At 51.3% G+C, this 20,548-nt stretch carries 14 protein-coding genes; 7 read left to right on the plus strand and 7 right to left on the minus strand.

Annotated elements, in window-relative coordinates; all coding sequences use genetic code 11:
* Nucleotides 1-33: 33 nt before the first annotated feature.
* Complete coding sequence (gene alkB / locus BG55_RS12170; RefSeq protein WP_034938028.1) at nucleotides 34-678, minus strand: DNA oxidative demethylase AlkB; 645 nt, start codon at nucleotides 676-678, stop codon at nucleotides 34-36.
* 20 nt (nucleotides 679-698) lie between these two features.
* A complete protein-coding gene (gene apbE / locus BG55_RS12175; RefSeq protein ID WP_034938030.1) occupies nucleotides 699-1,739 on the minus strand; it encodes an FAD:protein FMN transferase ApbE in 1,041 nt (346 codons plus the stop codon).
* 160 nt (nucleotides 1,740-1,899) lie between these two features.
* Between apbE and BG55_RS23415 the strand changes: the two genes are divergently transcribed.
* On the plus strand, nucleotides 1,900-2,025 hold the full coding sequence (locus BG55_RS23415) for a hypothetical protein (RefSeq protein ID WP_268745060.1): 126 nt from the start codon (nucleotides 1,900-1,902) through the stop codon (nucleotides 2,023-2,025).
* A 69-nt stretch (nucleotides 2,026-2,094) separates the two neighbouring features.
* Here the strand turns inward: BG55_RS23415 and ompC are convergent, their stop codons facing one another.
* Nucleotides 2,095-3,213: a porin OmpC gene (gene ompC, locus BG55_RS12180; RefSeq protein WP_034938065.1), complete on the minus strand. Its 1,119-nt coding sequence runs from the start codon at nucleotides 3,211-3,213 to the stop codon at nucleotides 2,095-2,097.
* 650 nt (nucleotides 3,214-3,863) lie between these two features.
* Nucleotides 3,864-4,025: a hypothetical protein gene (locus BG55_RS22850; RefSeq protein WP_160170853.1), complete on the minus strand. Its 162-nt coding sequence runs from the start codon at nucleotides 4,023-4,025 to the stop codon at nucleotides 3,864-3,866.
* 615 nt (nucleotides 4,026-4,640) lie between these two features.
* Here BG55_RS22850 and rcsD point away from each other — a divergent pair.
* Together rcsD and rcsB are read left to right on the plus strand one after the other, a co-directional pair.
* Entirely contained in the window at nucleotides 4,641-7,295 is a 2,655-nt protein-coding gene (gene rcsD, locus BG55_RS12185) for a phosphotransferase RcsD (protein WP_034938067.1), read from the plus strand.
* Nucleotides 7,292-7,942 (plus strand): response regulator transcription factor RcsB, encoded by a 651-nt coding sequence (gene rcsB / locus BG55_RS12190; RefSeq protein ID WP_034938033.1) that lies wholly within the window; start codon nucleotides 7,292-7,294, stop codon nucleotides 7,940-7,942. Before rcsD ends, rcsB begins: the two co-directional genes overlap by 4 nt.
* A gap of 63 nt (nucleotides 7,943-8,005) precedes the next feature.
* On the opposite strand, the gene rcsC is transcribed toward rcsB, so the two are convergent.
* Both rcsC and gyrA read right to left on the minus strand, forming a co-directional pair.
* A complete protein-coding gene (gene rcsC, locus BG55_RS12195; RefSeq protein WP_034938034.1) occupies nucleotides 8,006-10,861 on the minus strand; it encodes a two-component system sensor histidine kinase RcsC in 2,856 nt (951 codons plus the stop codon).
* A 251-nt stretch (nucleotides 10,862-11,112) separates the two neighbouring features.
* The gene (gene gyrA, locus BG55_RS12200; RefSeq protein WP_034938037.1) at nucleotides 11,113-13,752 is read right to left on the minus strand and encodes a DNA topoisomerase (ATP-hydrolyzing) subunit A; all 2,640 of its coding nucleotides are present in this window, start codon (nucleotides 13,750-13,752) and stop codon (nucleotides 11,113-11,115) included.
* Nucleotides 13,753-13,943: 191 nt separating this feature from the next.
* Between gyrA and ubiG the strand changes: the two genes are divergently transcribed.
* The 4 genes from ubiG to yfaE all read left to right on the plus strand — a co-directional run bounded on the left by ubiG (nucleotide 13,944) and on the right by yfaE (nucleotide 18,917).
* Nucleotides 13,944-14,672, plus strand: a complete 729-nt coding sequence (gene ubiG / locus BG55_RS12205; RefSeq protein ID WP_034938039.1) for a bifunctional 2-polyprenyl-6-hydroxyphenol methylase/3-demethylubiquinol 3-O-methyltransferase UbiG — start codon at nucleotides 13,944-13,946, stop codon at nucleotides 14,670-14,672.
* 498 nt (nucleotides 14,673-15,170) lie between these two features.
* Nucleotides 15,171-17,456: a class 1a ribonucleoside-diphosphate reductase subunit alpha gene (gene nrdA, locus BG55_RS12210; protein WP_034938041.1), complete on the plus strand. Its 2,286-nt coding sequence runs from the start codon at nucleotides 15,171-15,173 to the stop codon at nucleotides 17,454-17,456.
* Between the two features lie 68 nt (nucleotides 17,457-17,524).
* On the plus strand, nucleotides 17,525-18,655 hold the full coding sequence (gene nrdB / locus BG55_RS12215; RefSeq protein WP_034938043.1) for a class Ia ribonucleoside-diphosphate reductase subunit beta: 1,131 nt from the start codon (nucleotides 17,525-17,527) through the stop codon (nucleotides 18,653-18,655).
* A gap of 1 nt (nucleotide 18,656) precedes the next feature.
* Complete coding sequence (gene yfaE / locus BG55_RS12220; protein WP_034938045.1) at nucleotides 18,657-18,917, plus strand: class I ribonucleotide reductase maintenance protein YfaE; 261 nt, start codon at nucleotides 18,657-18,659, stop codon at nucleotides 18,915-18,917.
* Between the two features lie 128 nt (nucleotides 18,918-19,045).
* Here the strand turns inward: yfaE and BG55_RS12225 are convergent, their stop codons facing one another.
* Entirely contained in the window at nucleotides 19,046-20,236 is a 1,191-nt protein-coding gene (locus BG55_RS12225) for a nicotinamide mononucleotide deamidase-related protein YfaY (protein WP_034938047.1), read from the minus strand.
* Between the last annotated feature and the right edge of the window lie 312 nt (nucleotides 20,237-20,548).

The raw sequence follows: 20,548 nt of genomic DNA on the forward strand, positions 1-20,548 counted from the left end.
ATATCAAGAATAATTCTCATCTACGCCGACGCTTTATCGAAAGGCACGTCGGAAGGTCAGGTTGTAACGAAAAGCCCCGGTAAGGGCATGGATGCCGGGTTTAAGTGGCAAAATACCGTGAAAGCGCAGCCGTGAAGGTCCCCCCCAGACCACAATATCACCATGCTCCAGTAGTACCCTTTGTGTGGCATCGCTGCGTTCGAAACCGCCAAACTGGAATACGGCAGGTAATCCGAGAGAGACTGAAACGATAGGATGTCTGAGATCCTGTTCATCTTTATCCTGATGCAGCGTCAGTTTTGCGCCAGGTTCATAGCGATTGATCAGGCAGGCATCCGGCCTGAAATTATCGAAACCCGCTTCTGCGGCGCATAAGGTAGCCATTTGTCGGAAATGTTCAGGCATGGCAGGCCAGCGCTTACCTGTCAGGCTGTCACGTTCACTATACTGATAACCTCGGGAATCGGTTGACCAGCCAAAATCGCCACAATTGGTCATCGCCACTGACATCCGGTGTCCACCCGGAGTGATTCGGTGATGGAAAGGATTTTGCACCGCTATCTCTTCGATCAGCCGCAAAAGGTTGCCGGATTCATCACGCGCCCGCCTGCGCAGGATAACCGCGCCATCAGCCAGTGGCTCAGCCCACGGGGCTTCTTCACTAAACAAATCCAGCATCTTCGCTCCTTAGAGTCCTGTTACGGTTGCACAATAAATGCTTTAAATTGTGGAGACATCCATGTGCGGAAGCCATCATCCTGTTTGATGATCAGGTAAACTGCCAGTTTTTCACGCAACGCAAGGGCTTTAGCCCGCTCTTCACCCAGCACCACCAGCCCGGTATCCCAGCCATCAGCCTCCAGCGCCGTAGTCGCAATCACCGTGGCCGACACCAGTTTGTGTTGAATTGGTCGACCGGTAGTCGGATCAATCACATGGGAAACTCGCTTACCATCAAGCTCATAATAGTTGCGATAGCTGCCAGAAGTGCTTATGCCATGCCCCTGTAAATCAACCACAGCCTGCACCGCGTCTTCCTTATCAGTGGGCTTCTGAATCGCCACCTTCCACGGTTTTCCTTGTGGATTCATCCCACGGCTGAGCACCGCCCCTCCTACAGAGACCAGATAGCGGTTGATACCCTCTTTCTCCATCAGCCGGGCCAGATGATCGGTGGCGAATCCTTCGCCTACCGTCGAGAGATCCACATACAATCCGGGCAAATCTTTTTGCAGATAAGCCCCTTCCACCCGTTGGATAACATGTAAATGTTGTAAGCCTGTCTGGCTCCGCGCGCCGTCTATCTGAGCCGGGGTCGGCGTTTTTACCGGTTGTTTATCAGGTCCGAAACCCCAAAGATTAACCAAAGGGCCGACGGTGATATCCATCGCGCCCGCAGTTTTGTGACCAACGCGAAGTGCCAGCGTGACAATATCGGCCATATTGTCACTGACCGGCTGTGGTTCATTACCACGGTACTGGTTGAAGCGAGAAATTACCGAATCTTTCTTCCAGGTTGACAGTTCCTGATCATCACTGTCCAGCTGCTGCTGGATCAGTTTTTGTAGGGCATCTTTACGTTCCGCAGGGAACTCAGCAAGGCTGACCCTCCAGAATGTTCCCATAGTGCGCCCATTCAATACCAGCGCTTCAGCGGCCTGACTCTTGTTATGATTGTCGCAACCCGAAATCAGTATAAATGCTGCAAAACCAGTAAAATACAGCCAATTCATCTTCATTTAAAAAAAACTACCTTCAGTTATTTTTGGTACTGAAACAGCAAAAAACAGGGGTTTATTCGATTTTCAGACCCTTGATCCTGGCAAAAATGCTAATCAGAATGGTTGTTAACGCACGCTATATCTGGCTGCCCGATTAAGAATTAACAGGAGATCCAGAATGACGTACTACATTCTTTCAGTGATTTTCATCGCTTTGATTATCTTTGCCGGTTACAAACATTACAAGCAGACGCACAATAAACAGATCTACCGTCCACGTTGCCGCCGGCTGAATGGGAAATAAGTCAGATATGAGGAGCGAACAAATGAAAGGAAAATCGGGAGCGCAGTCTGACCGCGCTCCACAACCACATCAGAACTGGTAAACCAGACCCAGGGCGACAACATCGTCAGTGTTGATGCCAGCGCTGTTGGTGAAGTTGTTATCATCCAGCAGGTTGATCTGGTAGTCGACATAGGTAGACATGTTTTTGTTGAAGTAGTAAGTGGCACCTACATCAACATATTTTTTCAGGTTTTGCGAACCAAAGCCCTGGATATCAGTACCACGGGAACTGACGAAAGCCAGAGAAGGACGCAGACCGAAGTCAAACTGATACTGCGCGACCAGTTCCCAGTTATCTGCTTTGTCAGCATAACCGTAAACGGCATCATCACTCGAACCAAAGCGGGTCGCGTTGTAAGAGCGGGTGTACATTGCGGCAAGATAGATGTTGTTCGCATCGTATTTCAGACCACCCGTATAGGCTGTCGCTTTGTCACCACGTCCAAGAATGCCAGAAGTCCCCGCCGTGCCACCATTTTGCTCAGTAGTACGATCGGAGCTGAACATTGCAGCACCAATGCCAAAGCCAGAACCGAGATCATAAGTAGTGGAAAGTCCCCAACCATCACCGTTCTGACCGAGCACATCACGCCCGTTAGGCGATTCGGTTGCGCTGCTGTTTTTGCCCTGATACTGCACTGCAAAATTCCAGCCATCGACCAGGCCAAAGAAGTTGTTGTTACGATAGGTGGCCAGACCATTTCCACGCTGGAACATAAATTGATCCGCACCGTAGGTATCGCCACCGAATTCTGGCAGCACATCGGTCCATGCTCCAATGTCATAGGCCACGCCGTAGTTACGGCCGTAGTCGAAGGAGCCACCATCGCCAAATTTCAGACCAGCAAATCCGACACGGGTAAAGCTGTTCGCCGTGCCTTCAGATTCTGCGCTGTTTAACGCCGCCTGGTATTCCCACTGACCGTAACCAGTCAGCTGATCGCTAACCTGGGTTTCACCTTTGAAACCAAAACGAACATAGGACTGGTCACCATTAGCGCCATCATTGTCAGAGAAGTAATGCAAACCATCGACTTTGCCAAACAGGTCAAGTTTATTGCCATCTTTATTATAGATTTCAGCCGCACCCGCAGAACCAGCGATCAGCATCGCCGGGATCATCAGGGAGAGAACGCGAAGTTTCATTTTATTGCCCTCTGGTTGTAATGCATTAATTTGCCACTGCACACTGAACGTTGAAAATTCAGTCATGAATTTCATGTTAATGAGAGAAAAGTAATTATCCATAAAGAAAATGATACCAAATTTCCGATTGTGTTTCAGAACGCAAATTAAATATTTCATTTTGTTAATAAGGGGGAACTTTTGACCAGCACATATTGACAAAAACAGAGCACCAATTGTCAAAATATTAAAAAATACATATTTTACATGCAGTTATCTCGCGCGAATTTTTGAGCACTGAATGATAAAAATAAGTGATGCTCAGTGAGATAGAATAGCCCCGCTATCATCATTTTATTTCATTATTACCTTCATTCACCCCGAATGAGTTATTTCACTTTATATTCCCTGCCGGACCTGATGTCCGGTTTTTTTTTTGACAAGCTGAATATTTGTCAGATTATGTAAAGGCAACCTGAAGTGCTGAAATAATTTATCAATAAATAACAGCCATCTCTTTTTTAACATCAGCAAGGCACCACAACTGCCGGATTTCCATTCCATTAATAAATCGGGTGTTGATGCAGTCTTATTTTCAGCAAGTCCGGAAAATTTTAAGTCCTTACAACGTATTAACCGATAATATCTGAGTGTGTTTATTTCTGATTTTCTTACCGAATAAATGCAGCCACAACTGATTTGTCCGGCAGTTCATCTGCATTACTGGTGATTTGGCTTTCAGCCTGACGGCCAGTATCTCCCCGGGCTGCCTGAATGGTGAGATGAAAATTCGCAAAGCGTTCATCAATGCCTGTGTCACCATTCAGCACCATCCATGCCTGTTAAGGAATGAAGACAGTGCACGTTTTAGCGCTCTGTTGTGGGACGTTGTCTGTAAAAGTGATGTTAAAGCAAGAAAATTTATTAACCGTGTTGTTTTCAGGCATTAATTATTGACAGGCCAGATGTGCAAAGGGCTGAGGCGATAACCAGCATGCTTAATTTGCAGGCTAAACTTCTTTAAATTCGTTAATTGTGATAAAAGTAGCGGTAATCATAACAGGTCCAGTAACGAAAACGATGACAACACCGGATGCACAACAATTTAATCACCGCGCAGATGTTTACCATCCTTTCACCAGCGCGGTCTTTCATCGCTGGTGCAGCAGGTTTGAAACGTCGATTTTCTCCGCGACACAAAGGTCGACAGGAATGGATTCGTTGACTCATATCCTGCTTCAATGTGATGGGAAGTCATAAACCATGTCGAATCACGGTTTTTTTTCCTCCATGACATCCACTGAGTATGCAGGTATTCTCGCCATCCCGACACTGACAGAATCTGTTATTCAGTGGTAATGCCCGACGATGATCCTGAGCGCCATCAGCGTATTTCTGCGGGTCGCCAACGCCTGGCCGTCATTACATTCACAGGGGTAAGTTACACTATGTTGTCATACAAATTCCCTTTGAAGTCAGGCAACATCACCCATTTTTTTGTGATGTTTATTCTGCTGGTGCTGCTTGGCTCAGGGTTTATGATCCACAACGCAGTTAATGCCTGGTTAATGGATAAACGCTATGCGATGGCAGACATTGCCCATGCAATGCAAAAGCGTATCAACACCTATCGCTTTGCGACCTGGCAGATTTATGAAAACCTTGCCGCCAGCGCAACTGGCGCTCCATCAGGGAGCCTTCAGGAAACCCGCCTGCGTCCGGATGTTTACTACCTGGAGAAAACCCGCCGCAAAACCGAATCTCTTATTTTCGGCTCTCATGACGGTGGCACGCTGGACATGACGCTGCGTATGTCCAACTATCTGGATACGCTGTGGGGTGCTGAAAACAGTACCTGGTCAATGTATTTTCTGGACGGGCAGGATAACAGCCTGATTCTCATCTCAACGCTGCCATTAAAGGATATGGCAACCCGTTATAAAGAGAGTGCAATCAGTAATATTGTTGACTCCCGCCGTGCCGAAATGCTGCAACAGGCTAATGCGCTGGACGAGCGCGAAAGCTTTTCACCACTGCGGCGTTTTACCTGGCAAAACGACCACTATTTTACCGTTCGTACCACTTTTAATCAGCCGGGACATCTGGCAACGGTGGTGGCATTTGATTTGCCTGTCAACGATCTCATTCCGCTTAATATGCCGCTGGAAAACTTCCAGCTTAAACAGGATAACAGCGGGACGAACGAGAATTCTGACAGCAATGAGGCCAGTAGTAGCACCAGCGTCTCGCTGATGAATCCTAACGTGGAAGTTTCCGCTTCGCTGACCAGCACCCCACTTCAGCTCATCTATCGTGTCCCGATCACCGGTCTGATTATGGATACCTTGCATAATCTGATGTGGCCACTGCTGACCAATCTGGTGCTGGTGCTGTTGTCGCTGTGCGGGTTGTTTCTGTCGCGTCAGCAATCGCTTCGGCCCAGTGAAAATCAGAGTGCTGAACTGGATTCACTGCGTGTATTAAATGAAGAGATTGTTGGCAGCCTGCCCGTAGGCCTGCTGGTTTATGACTTCTCCAGCAATCGCACTATCATCAGTAACAAGATTGCTGAACATCTGTTGCCACACCTGAATCTGCAAAAAATCATCAATATGTCCGACCAGCACCAGGGCGTACTCCAGGCGACGGTAAATAATGAAGTTTATGAAATCCGTCATGCCCGCAGTGTGATCTCACCGAACACGCAATTGTTTATGATGCGCGATCAGGATCGTGAACTGCTGGTGAACAAGAAATTGCAGAAAGCCCAGCAAATACTGGATAAAAATCATCAGACTCGTCAGCAACTGTTACAAAACCTTGGCCATGCGCTTAATCGTCCATTGCACAACGTCATCAGTCTGCTTCAGCAACTCAGTCACACTCAGCACTCTGAGAATATCAGCGATGCTCTGGAAGAATCCCAGGGACTGAGCCGTCTGGTAGACGACATTGTTCTGCTCAACCGGCTGGAAACCCATGAATGGGCACCGGACGCCGGTGCTTTCAATATGCAAACCGTGCTGGACGAACTGGTGACAGAAGCTCTGCCCTCTTTGCGCCGTAAAGGGTTGAGACTGCTGGTGAATAACCGGCTGAGCATGGATGAAAATCGCTTTAGTGACCGGCGAGCACTATACAAAATACTGAACACACTCTTGCATTATGCCATCACCACCACCGCATGGGGACGAATCACCATTGAAGTGAGCCATCCTCAGGACCGTCCGGACGCGTTGATAATTGAAATTGTCGATACTGGTGCAGGCCTGACGGTGGATGAGCTGGGTAATGCCGATTTCCCATTCCTTGGTGAAACCAGTCAGGATCGCTTCAGTCAGGCTTCGGGACTCTCTCTTTTCCTGATCAAACAGCTTTGTAAACAGCTGAGCGGTCAACTGGACATTATTGCCCGACCAGACATAGGTACACGCTTCACCGTCCAGATACATGCTCCGCAGGAGTTACAGCAACCGCAGGAAGAGAAGTTGCTGGAGGGTCTGACCACACTGATTGATATCTCAGTGGACGACGTCAGAAAAATCGTGGTTCGCCAGCTTGAAAACTGGGGAGCCAGTTGCATTACCCCGGATGAACGTTTTTCCGGGCAGGATCACGATGTTCTGATCACTGATGAACCGGCGAATGTCACGCCGTGGTCGTTATTGCTCACGGACGATGAATCAGGCTATACCGCGCTCTCCCGTAATCAGTTCAGAGTCAATTTCAACCTCAGTAACGCAATGCAGGACGCATTACTGCAACTGATTGAACAACAACTGGCCCTGGATGAAACAGTTGAAGAACAGGACATGGCCCAGCTATTTTCGCCGGGTTACTTCCAGCTCTTTGTCGATACAGTACCAGACGATGTGAAGAGATTGTATAATGAAGCGGCCGAGGGAGATTTGAGTTCGCTTGCTCAAACCGCGCATCGCCTGAAAGGCGTGTTTGCCATGCTTAATTTGACACCAGGCAAGCAGCTCTGTGAGACGTTAGAACAGCACATTACAGAGTGTGACATTTCAAACATTAAAAATACCACCAGTGAGATTGACAGCTACGTCAATGAACTGTTGCAGCAAGGTAACCAAATAATATGAATAACTTGAACGTAATCATTGCCGATGATCATCCAATCGTGCTGTTCGGCATTCGTAAATCGCTCGAACAGATCGAATGGGTCAATGTTGTGGGTGAATTCGAAGATTCCACGGCGTTAATCAACAGCCTGTCAAAACTTGATGCCAATGTACTGATTACTGACCTGTCGATGCCGGGCGAAAAATACGGCGACGGCATCACCCTGATCAAATATATCAAGCGTCACTACCCTGACCTGTCGATTATTGTGCTGACGATGAACAATAATCCGGCCATTCTCAGTGCCGTTCTGGACCTGGATATCGAAGGGATCGTGCTGAAACAAGGTGCCCCAACCGATCTGCCAAAAGCGCTGGCTGCCCTGCAAAAAGGCAAAAAGTATACGCCTGAAAGCGTGGCAAAACTGCTGGAAAAAATCAGTGCGGGTGGCTATGGCGACAAGCGTTTATCGCCTAAAGAGAGTGAAGTACTGCGTCTGTTTGCCGAAGGTTTCCTGGTGACAGAAATTGCCAAGAAGCTGAACCGCAGCATTAAAACCATCTCCAGCCAGAAAAAATCAGCGATGATGAAACTGGGCGTGGATAACGATATTGCGCTGCTGAACTATCTCTCGTCAGTCAGCACAATGCCTGTCGATAAAGACTGATTCCCCGGCAGGATAGAAAAAAGGCGAATGTTAAATTCGCCTTTTTTATTGCCAGAACGGTGCTCAGCTTTCTCTGCCCTTACGCACCCGCTCCGCGTAAAAGGCCAGCGTCTGCTGTAATGTATCCAGCGTGACCGGTTTCGACAGGCAATTATCCATTCCCGCCTCCATGCAACGCTGCTTCTCTTCGGCCAACGCATTGGCGGTAACACCCACAACCGGAAAAGTCAGTCCAAGCTGACGCAACCGTTGTGTCAGGCGATATCCGTCCATATTTGGCATGTTCACATCGGTCAGCACGATGTCAAATTCGTGACGACTCAACACATTAAGGGCATCCACGCCATCCTGGGCGGTTTTCACCCGGTAGCCCAGAGTTCCTAACTGATCGGAAAGTAGCATCCGATTAATTGGATGGTCATCTACCACCAGAATCAGAATGTCTTCATTGCTGGCGCTCTGCTCTTCCGTCTCCGGTAGCCCCGGCAACAGGTCGGGCATACTGACATCAACCCGGTAGATTCGGCCCAACAGCACCGGCAGCTCATGGGGTGTGGTGGTGCCATAAATCCAGCGTCCGCAGATCACCTCAAGCGGGCCGTCATTATGGCTGCCGTCAAAGCGGATAACCGCGCGCACCGTTTGCTGAGTCTGGAAGTCATAATCGGTCACGATGACATCATCATGACCACACTGAGCACCCTCTTCCAGCCGCAATACGTTGATACCGTGTTGCTGCAACAATTTATGCAGGAACGTCGACAGCGTGTCATTCCGCAATTCCAGCCAGCATGTCCTGCCATGTAGCCCCTCATGCAGCACCGGCGTCATTATCTGACTGTTATACAATGGAATGCGCACCACAAACTGGCTGCCCATTCCCGGCTCCGAATCCACTTCAATATCACCGTCCATCATATTAATCAGCTTTTCACAGATAGCCAGCCCCAGGCCAGTGCCATGAAAATTACGCTGAACCCCAGTTCCTACCTGGAAAAAAGGATCAAACAGTCGGGGAATTTCTTTTGCCGGGATGCCCACACCGGTATCACGCACACAGAAAACCAGGTAGCCGTCCCTGATGTAGGATTGCAGGATGATACCGCCGGTGTGGGTGAATTTGATGGCGTTGTTCAGCAAATTGGAAATGACCTGTTGCAGGCGAAGCGGATCGCCATCCAGGGTGACCGGCACATCACTGTCAATAAAGCACCACAGCGTCAGCCGTTTCTTCACCACCATTGCCAGATAGCTGGAGGCGATATGGGTAATCACCTCACGCGGGGAAAATTCTCGGGGTTCAATTCGCAGCTGTTCCGATTCGATTTTAGAAAAATCAAGAATATCGCTAATGATCTTCAGTAACAGGCTGGAGGAGTTGTTTATCGCGGTGACCAGCGACTCCACGCCTTTAGGTAGCGATTTGGTTTGCAACAGGTCGAGATTACCAATAATGCCATACAGCGGGGTGCGCAGCTCGTGACTGACCGTGGCGAGAAACATCGATTTCGACTGGCTGGCCTGTTCTGCGGCCTGTGCCATCTCCTGAAGTGACTCTTCCATTTTCACCCTGGCACTGACATCCACCAGCACACAAATTGCCACGTTTTCATTGCGATAGCGCGAATGAACAAAACTGATTTGCAGGTTAGTATTACTGCCGGTCAGGACATCGACAAAATTTACCTGCTGACCACAAATGATTTCGGTCAACCGCTGCCGGTCTTCCTGCGTCAGCATACTGAGATAATTATGCGCCAGCTCATTACTGAGGATATTGGTGCCGTCGCTGGTGCGTAAAATACAAATCCCCACCGGCGCGGAAGCAACAATTTTGCGGTTGAATTGTTCATGTTCTTCCAGACGCTGCGCATTATCTTCCGCAGGCAGGAACATACGTCGTTCAAATAACCAGGCAAAAGTGAACAGGAAAATCGCACTGATCACATTCAGCAAAATGGCATTGATGATCAGCATTTTCAGCTTCTCGACCAAATCGCTGGTCTGAACAGAGTAGACTACGGTCAGAGAAGACGGCGTCAGCGTCTTTTTCATCACCAGCTGCTTATAGCCGTTAATGTAGCCAAACCAGCTACTGTCATCCGGCAGGTCATCAAGTGAAATACGCTCCCCCATGCGAGAAGAAGACATAATCCGTTGATTATTCGCATCAAGTAATATAGCGGTGGCCGGGAACGAGCCGGGCGCAATAAAGTCTTCCAGCCTGATGGTCTGCTCAATCCCCAACAGCGCCGCCATCCTGCTGACCACATATACCGGGGTCAACATGTAGTAGTAACCGACGCCGGGCTGACCTGATGGCACCACCCAGAAGATACTGTTTTTACGCTCTTCGCCATTGGCATTTCGGTATTTGAGGATATGTTCCTGTAGTGACTTCAACGCATGGCCACGATCAACAGAAGCATTGCCCACGCCAAAATCTGCCAGACACAGACTCTCCCCTCCTACAAAAAATACCCGGTTCAGCTCATAAGCTGATGAGAAATTGTCTTTCCAGTAGCGCAGAAAATAGCTCAGTGACTCCAGTGAGTTACGCCACATACTGCTCATGGTCCCACAATCTGAATCGGAATAAAGCGGGTAAAACTGAGGAAGAGTATTTTTACCAGGAAACATGCCGTTCAGCACATCAAGGCCGTTGGCGGAAGCGTTAAGGCGATTTTCAGCGATGAACTTAAGCTCACGGGTAACGTCAGCCGAGTGAGTGATGTACCACTGCACCTGCTCAACGTTAGCGTTAAACTCCTGGCGCACCTGCCCTTCTTTCTCGTGCAGTACATTAATAATATAAAATGTCGTCAGCAATGCGCCCAACGTCCAGAGCATTAGCGCCAGCGCACGAAACAGATAGCGGGAGATCCGCAACGTGGTTCTGAAGGAGACTAAGTATTTCAAACGAAACCCTATAGAGCGGCTGACTATCGACCAATTTGATCCCAATACAGTACCGCCAGAACTGCAAAAAAGCCAGCCAACCACCCCTTGCACAGAGAGAAAAGTCTCTGCTCCAGGGAGTGTCCTGCCTGGACTGATAAAGACAGACTCGCTTTTCCGTCAGCCCGCTCAGCCAGAAAGAAAAACCCCCGGTCAGCAGTGTACTGACCGGGGGTTTTCAGCGGTGACAGAAGGTTCAGAAATGCCGGAAATTACTCCTGCTCATCGCCTTCCGCTGCATCGTCGTCGCTGTCGACTTCCGGGGCGATATCATCGTCCCCTTCCGCCACGCTGCCGTCGATCGCATCCAGCTCTTCTTCCGCGACCGGCTCGGCCACACGTTGCAGGCCCACGACATTTTCATCTTCAGCGGTGCGGATCAGGATAACGCCCTGAGTGTTACGCCCCACCACGCTCACTTCAGAAACGCGCGTGCGCACCAGCGTTCCGGCGTCGGTGATCATCATGATCTGATCGCTGTCGACAACCTGAACTGCCCCTATCACAGGTCCGTTACGCTCGGTCACTTTGATCGAGATAACCCCCTGTGTGGCGCGGGACTTGGTAGGATATTCACTGTTATCGGTACGCTTACCGTAACCGTTCTGCGTCACGGTAAGGATGGCGCCCTCATCACGAGGCACGATCAGTGATACCACCCGGTCGCCTTCCGCCAGTTTGATACCCCGGACGCCCGATGCGGTGCGTCCCATGGCGCGAACAGCCTCCTCAGAGAAGCGCACCACTTTACCGGCGGCAGAGAACAACATGGCTTCGTCTTTACCATTGGTCAGCGCCACACCAATCAGTTCATCGTCATCACGCAGATTCACCGCAATAATACCGGCGCTACGCGGACGGCTGAACTCCTGCAACGCGGTTTTCTTCACCGTACCGCTGGCCGTCGCCATGAAGATATTCCAGCCTTCGGCATATTCCCGCACCGGAAGGATCGCGGTGATACGCTCGTTAGCTTCCAGCGGCAACAGGTTGACGATAGGTCGGCCACGGGCTCCGCGACTTGCTTCCGGCAGCTGGTACACCTTCATCCAGTAGAGGCGGCCACGACTGGAGAAGCACAGAATGGTGTCATGGGTATTGGCAACCAGCAGGCGATCAATGAAGTCTTCTTCTTTAATACGTGCAGCCGATTTGCCTTTTCCACCGCGACGCTGGGCTTCATAATCCGTCAGTGGCTGATACTTGACATAGCCCTGATGAGACAGGGTAACCACCACGTCTTCCTGGTTGATCAAATCTTCGATATTGATATCAGCGCTGTTGGCGGTGATTTCAGTGCGACGCTTATCACCGAACTGATCGCGGATCAGCTCCAGTTCTTCGCGGATAACCTCCATCAGGCGCTCGGCGCTTTCGAGGATATGGATAAGCTCAGCAATCTGCTCCAGCAGCTCTTTATACTCATCCAGCAGTTTTTCATGTTCCAGCCCGGTGAGTTTTTGCAGGCGCAGATCCAGAATGGCCTGTGCCTGTTGCTCTGTCAGCCAGTACTGCCCTTCACGGATACCAAACTGGTCTTCAAGCCACTCCGGCCGAGCCGCGTTATCTCCGGCACGCTCCAGCATGGCGGACACGTTGCCTAAATCCCAGGCCTGTGCAATCAGCCCCGCTTTTGCTTCGGCGGGCGTTGGCGCACGGCGAATCAGTTCAATAATCGGGTCGATGTTCGCCAGGGCTATCGCCAGCGCTTCAAGGATATGCGCACGGTCGCGGGCTTTACGCAGTTCAAAAATAGTGCGGCGGGTAACCACTTCACGGCGGTGACGAACAAAGGCTTCCAGAATCTCCTTCAGCGACATAATTTTTGGCTGTCCCTGATGCAGGGCCACCATATTAATGCCGAAAGAGGTCTGTAACTGCGTCAGCGAATAGAGATTATTCAGCACCACTTCGCCAACCGCATCGCGTTTGATCTCAACGACGATACGCATACCATCTTTATCTGATTCGTCACGCAGCGCGCTGATCCCTTCAAGGCGCTTCTCTTTTACCAGCTCGGCCATTTTCTCTATCAGGCGGGCTTTGTTCACCTGGTAGGGAATTTCGTGAATGACGATGGTTTCGCGGCCGGTTTTGGCATCAACTTCCACCTCGCCTCGCGCGCGAATGTAGATTTTGCCGCGACCCGTGCGGTAAGCCTCTTCAATACCACGGCGACCATTGATAATCGCAGCGGTAGGGAAATCCGGGCCCGGGATATGTTCCATCAGGGCTTCAAGGCTGATGTTCTCATCATCGATATACGCGAGACAGCCGTTGATAACTTCGGTCAGGTTATGTGGAGGAATGTTGGTCGCCATCCCAACGGCAATCCCTGAGGCACCATTAACCAGCAGGTTAGGGATTTTGGTCGGCATCACATCCGGGATTTGCTCGGTGCCGTCGTAGTTAGGCACATAGTCGACGGTTTCTTTTTCGAGGTCCGCCAGCAATTCGTGAGCAATTTTCGCCATGCGCACTTCGGTGTAACGCATTGCAGCGGCGGAGTCACCGTCAACGGAACCGAAGTTTCCCTGGCCATCCACCAGCATATAACGCAGTGAAAACGGCTGCGCCATACGAACAATGGTGTCATACACCGCAGTATCGCCATGCGGATGGTATTTACCGATAACGTCACCCACCACACGGGCAGACTTTTTATAAGGTTTATTCCAGTCATTGCCCAGCACGTTCATGGCATAGAGGACACGACGGTGTACTGGTTTCAGGCCATCGCGAACATCAGGCAATGCGCGGCCAACGATGACCGACATGGCATAATCGAGGTAGGAATTTTTCAACTCTTCTTCGATATTGACCGGTGTGATTTCTCTTGCCAGGTCACTCATTAAGGCGCTTTCCTTCTAAAATATACCCGGATTCAAAGGTGCGAAAGTATATCACCTTTAGGCCAGGTGGTGAATGGAAAGCGTCGTTTTGCGCGCTTTAATCGCGCCTGAATGGATTGAAAATGGCGCACTGCCCCGCAGAGGGTGGAAAGATGTATACTTCCGGCAAACTTTCCACGGAGTAAGAGTGAATGAAAGCAGAACAAAACGGCAGGGCTGTGAATGTCGATGATCAGGAGATTGCTAAATTTGAAGCCGTCGCCTCACGCTGGTGGGATCTGGAAGGCGAATTCAAACCTTTACATCGCATTAATCCGTTACGCCTGGGTTATATCGCTGAACGCAGCAACGGCCTGTTTGGCAAAAAAGTGCTGGATGTCGGCTGCGGCGGCGGCATCCTTGCCGAGAGTATGGCGCGTGAAGGGGCACAGGTCACCGGGCTGGACATGGGCGCAGAGCCGTTACAGATAGCCCGACTGCATGCGCTGGAAAGCGGCGTTAAAGTCGATTACCTGCAACAGACGGTAGAAGAACACGCAGAGCAATTTCCCGCACAGTATGATGTGGTCACCTGCATGGAGATGCTGGAGCATGTCCCGGACCCCCGTTCGGTCGTTCATGCCTGCGCTCGCCTGGTTAAGCCCGGAGGTGAAGTGTTTTTCTCCACCCTTAACCGCAACAGCAAAGCCTGGCTTTTGGCCATTGTGGGTGCGGAATATCTGCTGCGCATGGTGCCACGCGGCACCCACGACATTAAGAAATTTATCCGTCCTGGCGAACTGCTCAACTGGCTTGACGATACCCCGCTGCGCGAGCGCCATATTACCGGTCTGCACTACAACCCGTTAACCAACAAATTTAAACTGGCACCCGGCGTGGACGTTAACTATATGCTTCACACCCATTGCCCGGCTGAATAAGGCCCCGGCCCGGAGAGCAAAGATTCGCATTCGGGCCACGCAAAACCGCCCCTGACAGCGACCCGCTGCGGCAGCTGAACCCGATACCGGATTCAGCTGCCAGCTTAAGACACCCTGCTTCAGTACCAGAGAATGACACGGAGCACCTGAAGAGAAAAAATACTACGCAGGTCTGCCGGGCGGTATTGCTGCAAAAAAATTCACCTCCAGTCAGAACTGAACAAGAATGCTGCGGGCGTCAGAGTTTCTAAAAAATTTCTTAAGCGGTTGACTTACTGCATCGCCTTGAGAAACGCGGACTTAGGAAAAAAGCCAGCTGTCGAACAGTAAAACCTTGTGAAAATCAAGCCTTGTTAAGCAGTGATTAATTACTAGAATACTCACCATATTGTTACCCATTCTCCATTTGCCCCCTATATATAGTGTTTATCCACAATGTTACTCACATGTGTATAACCGGGGGATACTTTTGACTTCACGGACAGGATAAAACGCGCAATGAATCAAAGCCTGCTTGTCACAAAACGCGATGGCCGCACTGAACGCATCAATCTGGACAAAATCCACCGTGTGCTTGACTGGGCTGCTGAAGGCCTGCAAAACGTTTCCGTTTCACAGGTCGAACTGCGTTCACATATCCAGTTCTATGAAGGGATCAGAACCTCTGATATCCACGAAACCATTATTAAATCCGCCGCCGATTTGATCTCACGTGAAGCGCCGGACTACCAGTACATGGCTGCCCGCCTGGCTATTTTCCACCTGCGCAAAAAAGCTTACGGTCAGTTCGAGCCACCAAAGCTGTATGACCAGGTAAAACGGATGGTTGATCTGGGAAAATACGACCGCCATCTGCTTCAGGATTACAGCGTGGAAGAGTTTGAACAGATGGACGGCTTCATCGACCACTGGCGCGATATGAACTTTTCCTATGCGGCAGTGAAGCAGATGGAAGGGAAATATTTGGTGCAGAACCGCGTCAGCGGCGAAATCTATGAAAGCGCCCAGTTCCTTTACATGCTGGTCGCGGCCTGCCTGTTTTCCGACTACCCACGTGAAACCCGGTTGGATTTCGTCAGGCGCTTCTATGACGCGGTCTCCACCTTTAAGATTTCGCTGCCGACGCCAATCATGTCCGGGGTGCGCACCCCCACCCGCCAGTTCAGCTCCTGCGTATTAATCGAATGTGGCGACAGTCTGGATTCCATCAACGCCACCTCCAGTGCCATTGTTAAGTATGTTTCTCAGCGGGCGGGCATCGGTATCAACGCCGGACGCATTCGTGCACTGGGTAGCCCAATCCGTGGCGGTGAAGCGTTCCATACCGGCTGTATTCCTTTTTATAAGCACTTCCAGACTGCGGTGAAGTCCTGCTCGCAGGGCGGTGTCCGTGGCGGCGCGGCAACGCTGTTCTACCCGATGTGGCATCTGGAAGTTGAAAGTCTGCTGGTACTGAAAAATAACCGGGGTGTGGAAGGAAACCGCGTTCGTCACATGGACTACGGCGTGCAGATCAACAAGCTGATGTACACCCGCCTGCTGAAAGGCGGTGATATCACCCTGTTCAGCCCGTCGGACGTCCCCGGCCTGTACGATGCTTTTTTTGCCGATCAGGATGAATTTGAGCGCCTGTATACCAAATACGAACAGGATGACAGCATCCGTAAGCAGCGTGTGAAGGCGGTTGATCTGTTTTCACTGATGATGCAGGAGCGTGCTTCAACGGGTCGTATCTACATTCAGAACGTCGATCACTGCAACACTCACAGCCCGTTCGATCCCTCAATTGCGCCAGTACGCCAGTCTAACCTCTGTCTGGAAATCGCCCTGCCGACCAAACCCCTGACCGACGTTAACGACGAGAATGGCGAGATCGCCCTTTGTACCCTGTCGGCTTTCAATCTGGGTGCCATTGACAGCCTTGACGATCTTGAAGAGCTGGCGATCCTTGCCGTTCGTGCGCTGGACGCCCTGCTCGACTACCAGGATTACCCTATCCCGGCGGCAAAACGCGGGGCGATGGGACGCCGTACCCTCGGCATCGGCGTAATCAACTTTGCCTGCTACCTGGCAAAACACGGCGTTCGCTATTCTGACGGCAGCGCCAATAATCTGACGCACCGTACCTTTGAAGCTATCCAGTATTACCTGCTGAAAGCCTCAAACGAGCTGGCAAAAGAGCAGGGTGCCTGCCCGTGGTTTAACGAAACCACCTATTCACAGGGCATTCTGCCCATCGATACCTACAAAAAAGATCTGGACACCATCAGCAACGAGCCGCTGCACCTCGACTGGGAAACGCTGCGTGAACAGATCAAAACCCACGGCCTGCGTAACTCCACGCTGTCAGCACTGATGCCATCAGAGACTTCCTCGCAGATTTCGAATGCCACCAACGGCATTGAACCCCCGCGTGGTCACATCAGCATCAAAGCGTCAAAGGATGGCATTTTGCGCCAGGTGGTGCCGGAGTATGAGCGTCTGAAAGACAGTTACGAACTGCTGTGGGAAATGCCAAATAACGATGGCTATCTGCAACTGGTCGGGCTGATGCAGAAATTTATTGACCAGGCGATCTCCTCTAACACCAACTACGACCCGACACGCTTCGCCAACGGTCGCGTGCCGATGAAGCAGTTGCTGAAAGATTTGCTGACCGCCTACAAATTTGGCGTGAAGACCCTGTACTACCAGAACACCCGTGATGGTGCAGAAGATGCGCAGGACGATCTGGCGCCATCGATTCAGGATGACGGCTGCGAAAGCGGTGCCTGCAAAATTTAAGTTAAGATGGGGCGCGTTAATGCGCCCCCTTCCCTGTTCCCGTTAAGGGTCTTACCGGATTACTGTTTATGGCTTACACAACCTTCTCGCAGAATAAAAACAACCAGCTCGACGAACCTATGTTCTTTGGTCAGCCGGTTAACGTTGCCCGTTATGACCAGCAGAAATATGACATTTTTGAAAAGCTGATTGAAAAGCAGCTCTCATTCTTCTGGCGTCCGGAAGAGGTGGACGTCTCCCGCGATCGTATCGACTACCAGGGGCTGCCGGACCATGAGAAACACATTTTCATCAGCAACCTGAAGTATCAGACCCTGCTCGATTCCATCCAGGGTCGCAGCCCGAATGTGGCCCTGCTGCCGCTGATTTCTATCCCGGAACTGGAAACCTGGGTGGAAACCTGGGCATTTTCCGAAACCATCCACTCGCGCTCTTACACGCATATCATCCGCAATATCGTCAATGACCCGGCGATTGTGTTTGACGATATCGTCACCAATGAGCAGATCCTCTCCCGCGCGAAGGATATCTCCGGCTACTACGACGATCTGATCGAAATGACCAACTACTGGCATCTGCTGGGCGAAGGCAGTCATCAGGTCAACGGCAAAACGGTCACGGTTAATCTGCGGGCGCTGAAAAAACAGCTGTACATCTGCCTGATGAGCGTCAACGCGCTGGAGGCGATCCGCTTCTACGTCAGCTTTGCCTGCTCATTTGCCTTCGCTGAGCGTGAGCTGATGGAAGGTAATGCGAAGATCATTCGCCTGATTGCCCGTGATGAAGCACTGCATCTGACCGGTACTCAGCATATGCTGAACCTGCTGCGCAGCGGTGAAGACGACCCGGAAATGGCAGAGATCGCCAGAGAGTGTCGGCAGGAATGCTACGACCTGTTCGTGCTGGCAGCACAACAGGAGAAAGAGTGGGCGGAATATCTGTTCCGTGACGGCTCAATGATTGGTCTGAACAAAGATATTCTGTGGCAGTACATTGAGTACATCACCAATATCCGCATGCAGGCCGTGGGTCTGGATCTGCCATTCCAGACCCGTTCGAATCCTATTCCGTGGATCAACTCGTGGCTGGTATCGGACAACGTACAGGTTGCTCCCCAGGAAGTGGAAGTCAGCTCCTACCTGGTCGGTCAGATCGACTCAGAAGTGGGTGAAAACGACTTTGACGACTTCCAGCTGTAAGATGGCTGGCGCAATCATTACGCTGCGTACCTCTGGTACGCAGCTCCACTGTGGCGATGAGCACTCTTCACTGCTTGATGCGCTGGAGTCCCACCGTATTCCGGTGGAATATCAGTGTCGGGAAGGCTACTGCGGTTCATGCCGCACCCGGCTGTTAAAAGGCGAAGTCTGTTACGCCTCACGGCCACTGGCGTTTATTCAGGCGGGGGAAATTCTGCCATGTTGTTGTACAGCAAAAGGGGATATTGAAATAGAGATGTAAGTAAAGCGTCCTGTGCCGATGGAGCGGGCCTGGCAACAGGGTTTAAAATGTCTGTCGCCCCCGCAAAAACCTCAGCTTCCGCCTGAAAAAACCAGCCTGATGCAACGCACTCAGACCGGCCTGTCTGTTTAGCCGTGCAGGGTTTCCACCACCTCAATCCAGCCATGTCCACGGCAGATCGCCTGACCATTCAGCCAGCGGCGCAACATGTTCAACGCAATCATCGCCACCACCTCCTGACGCGATTTCAGATCGTGGCGACTGAGGTTAGCCTTTACCCTCATCGCGTGGCAGCCTTGCGGCGTGACTAACGCCAGTCCCACGGTGTCCTGCTGCAACCCCCCGACCACCAGCGCCAGGCTGGCGCTCGCCGACAACTGCCGGGCACGTATGGCTAAAGAAGACAGGGTTTCGTTATCTGCTGGCAGAACCTGACCGGCAGCCAGCGGTGCCTCTGCCGAAGCCAGCTGCCACTGTAACAACCCGGCGGTGAACTGCTCACTGACAGCAAGGCTCTCCCCCTGCTCACGCAGGCGGCGTGAAATCTGCGCCGGGAGCGTCTCCCGCCCTTCAAAGATCACGCTGTCTCCGGCAATTTCGCGAACCTGTTGCCAGAACTGCTCCATTTCTTTCAGCTTCGTTACCGGTCCGTTCAGCTTCAGCTCGATAATCGGCATCGAGGCGCGGTATCCCATCACCACACCTTGTGGCAGCGCCAGCGCTTCAATCTCCGAGGCCAGATCGCTCTCTCCACGACCAAAGGTGGTCAGACGCAGACAAACCGGGGGTTCAGGGAGTGAAAAGCGGGCCTGTAAACGCGGAAGGATCTGTTGTTCAACCATTACTTTGTATTCGGAAGGCACGCCCGGCGTGAAGAAAATCCAGCAGCGGTTCAGCTGCATAGCAAAACCGCAGGCCGTACCGACCGGGTTATCCAGCATTTCCGCACCGGCGGGAATGTCAGCCTGCTTACGATTGCTGTCGGCCATCCTGCGGCCACGCGAGGCAAAAAACGCCGTCATCTTTTCCAGCCAGACTTCATTACGCACCAGCTCCACGCCTGCGGCCTTTGCCGCGGCCAGCGCGCTGAGATCGTCACTGGTCGGCCCCAGCCCCCCGTTGACAATCAGTATATCGGCCACTTTACTGCGTTCGGTCAGCACGGTGACCAGCTCATCAAGATTATCGCCCACCGTCTGGCGGCTGGTCATCGGCAGACCGTTTTGCAGCAGTATCTCCGCCAGCCAGGCGGCATTGGTATCGACGATTTGCCCGTGCAACACTTCATCACCGGTCGCCAGCATTTCCACTCTGATCATTTTTCTCTCCGGACAGGTCAGCATGGCTTAACTGTATGAAGGCATCTGCATAAATACAATGTGAATATGCGGGGATTTCACGGTGATAAGGCTGAACGAATTTTTTACATCAGCATTCACAGCAAATTCTTACCCGCTGCGACAAAACGGAGACTCATCCTGCCAGGTGCGGGCAATGACGGAGACTGGCCGGTCAGTCCTGCCCTGTTTACTGCTCTGCCACCCATGCGGTAAGCCACCGCCGGGAGATCTTGATGCCGCCGTGATCGGGCAGTGGCAATGAATACCATCTGACCGGCCGCTGAAAACCCG

The organism is Erwinia mallotivora (assembly GCF_000590885.1).
Taxonomy (GTDB): Bacteria; Pseudomonadota; Gammaproteobacteria; order Enterobacterales; family Enterobacteriaceae; genus Erwinia; species Erwinia mallotivora.